The following is a 2766-nucleotide window of genomic DNA, read 5'->3' on the forward strand; positions in this document are numbered from 1 at the left end:
GTATAGATCCCAAGGCTTTTGTATTTACCAATAGTATTAAGGAAGCTGCAGGCGGGGTGCTAAAGAAAAGGGTAAGGGAACATTAATTTTAGTATCAAGTAGTTAGTATCAGGTATCAAGATTTTTTGAAGATAAATTTTTAGTATCAAGTAGTTAGTATCAAGTATCAAGATTTTTGAGGGTAAATGCCATTTGCAGAAGCGGTCTTAATACTATGTACTTGATACTTGATACTTGCTACTCAAGAAACTACTTCATAAATTTCCACCGCTTTCGCCTTGTTTTTCAGACTTACTTCGCCAATCTTTTTTAATTCGAATGATTCTTTGGCTTTGTGGTACACTTCTTCGGTTACAATGATCTGGTTAGCCTGGGCTACACCCTGCAGGCGCTGGGCCAGGTTTACCGCATCGCCAATTACCGTATAGTCCAAACGTTTTAACGAAGCCGAACCAATATTGCCCGAGATCATCTCGCCCGAATTGATGCCGATGGATACTTCGGGCTTAAAGGTTTTATTACCATATTTAATTGCTTCGGTTGCATGCATTTTTTCGCGCACGGCAAGGGCGGCATCTATGGCGCGGTCAAGGTGGTATTCTCCGCGAAATATAGCCATTACTGCGTCGCCCATAAATTTATCAATATGGCCGTTTTGGGCAATAATTTCTTTAACCATCGCGTCAAATAGCTTGTTCAGCAGGTTTACTACGGTATTAGCAGGTACATGCTCGGATATAGCCGTGAAGCTGCACACATCAATAAATAATACGGTGGCATCTATCGTTTCGTTACTCAGCAGGCTGTTCTCAAACTCTTTGGTAGTCATAAAGTTGAGCACATTCTCATCTACATACATTTTAAGAATGTTATTCTCCTTAATGGCCTGCATGGTTTTCTTCAGTTCTACAACATGCAATAAAGTTTTTTCAATGGTGATATCCAGGTCGTCAAAGTTTACCGGCTTACAAACAAAATCAAAGGCGCCACGGTTCATGGCGGTACGGATGTTATCCATATCGCTGTAGGCCGATACCATTACCGCTTTTAGGATAGGGTTGCACTCGGGCAGTTTGGTAAGCAGGGTAAGGCCATCCATTTCGGGCATATTGATGTCGCTCAATACCATATCAATATCAGGTTCCTCGGCAAGTTTGATTAATGCTTCAAAACCATTGTGGGCAAATACAAAATCATACACCTTTTCGCGGATCTTTTTCCTGAATTTTTGTTTTATGAGTAATTCCAGGTCTAATTCGTCATCAACCACCAGTATCTTGGCCATTATTTATTGTTCTATGTGTTTTAGTTTTTCTTTTAAATTATTAAAATCAAGCGGTTTGGTTAAAAAATCGTCGGCGCCCAATTCCATCGACCGCTTATAATTCTCGTCATCGCCATAAGCGGTAATCATCATCACAACCGGTGGCGGTTTTTCATAAGTATGCCTTATTTTATCAAGAAGCTCCAGGCCAGTCATCCCGGGCATGTTGATGTCTGATAAGATCAGCACCACTTCAGAATGATTAACTGCCAGAAATGCCATCGCTTCCTCGCCCGATAGCGCGAAATTAAACTCAGTTTCCCCACTTTTTATCTCTTTGCGAAAACGTTGCAAAAACAATGGTTGTACATCCGCCTCGTCATCAACAACAAGTATCTTCATATGTAAATATAATCCAAAGTTAAATTTTGTGTTTATTTATTAAAGATAGTTAAAGCATAATTCTTGTCAGCTTGTATGCTAAATACTATTAATTAGCTTTTATATCAGGAATGGTAATGATGAACCTGGCAAATTCACCTTCTGCAGTCTCCACCTTCAAATCGCCGCCATGACCTTTGGTGATGATGTCATAACTCATAGATAAGCCTAACCCGGTTCCCTGCCCGGTTGGTTTGGTGGTGAAAAAAGGCTGGTATATTTTATCCAATACCTTTTGCGGTATGCCGGTACCATTATCGCTTACCGTTATTTCAACCGCGCTTAAGCCTGCCTGGTTTTTAACCTTTTTGGTAACTACGCTTACGGTAGGTTCATAACCGGCAATATTCTGTTTTTTCTTTTCGGCAACAGAATAAAAAGAATTATTAAAAAGATTGAGCAATACCCTGCCCAGATCCTGCGGAATGGCCTCAATTTTACCAATGCTTTCATCAAAGCTGGTTTTCATGCCGGCGTTAAACGTCTTGTCCTTTGCCCGCAAACCGTGGTAGCTTAAACGCAGGTATTCATCGGCAAGGGCATTTACATCGGTAGGCTCTTTTTTGCCGGTGGTGGTGCGCGAGTGTTGCAGCATACCTTTTACAATAGCATCGGCACGCTTGCCATGCTGGTTTATTTTGGTAAGGTTTTGGGTGATATCGCTTATGATATCATCTGCTTCCTGCTTAACATCATCGGGCAATTTGCTAAATACCTCATCCTTTAACTCATCCAATAATTCAATACTTACCTCGCTAAAATTATTTACGAAATTTAACGGGTTTTGAATTTCATGGGCTATACCAGCAGTAAGCTCACCTAATGAAGCCATTTTTTCCTGCTGTACCAGTTGTGCCTGGGTGCTTTTAAGTTCGGCGAGGGTAGTTTGTAATTCCTCTTTCTGGTTGGTAAGCTCAGCAGTTCGCTCACGTACCTGGCTTTCCAGATTTACCTTCATGGCGGCCATCATTCTGTTTTGCTCTTCCTCATCACGTCGTCTTTTGCGCTCAAGTTCAAGGACTTTGTTTTGCCTCCGGTACACGAACCACATAGCACATGCC

3 protein-coding genes are annotated in these 2766 nt (G+C 41.4%); all 3 read right to left on the reverse strand.

The features are described from left to right. Positions 1-241: 241 nt before the first annotated feature. Positions 242-1285 carry an adenylate/guanylate cyclase domain-containing protein gene (locus tag AC1DPZ_RS24960; RefSeq protein ID WP_477408577.1) on the reverse strand — a complete coding sequence of 348 codons (1044 nt, stop codon included), beginning with the start codon at positions 1283-1285 and terminating at the stop codon, positions 242-244. A gap of 3 nt (positions 1286-1288) precedes the next feature. Beyond that, complete coding sequence (locus AC1DPZ_RS24965) at positions 1289-1666, reverse strand: response regulator (RefSeq protein WP_477408579.1); 378 nt, start codon at positions 1664-1666, stop codon at positions 1289-1291. Positions 1667-1754: 88 nt separating this feature from the next. After that, a partial coding sequence (locus AC1DPZ_RS24970; protein ID WP_477408581.1) for a sensor histidine kinase occupies positions 1755-2766 on the reverse strand: 1012 nt, incomplete at its 5' end.

The sequence above is a fragment of the Mucilaginibacter sp. P4_G9 genome (assembly GCF_056400985.1).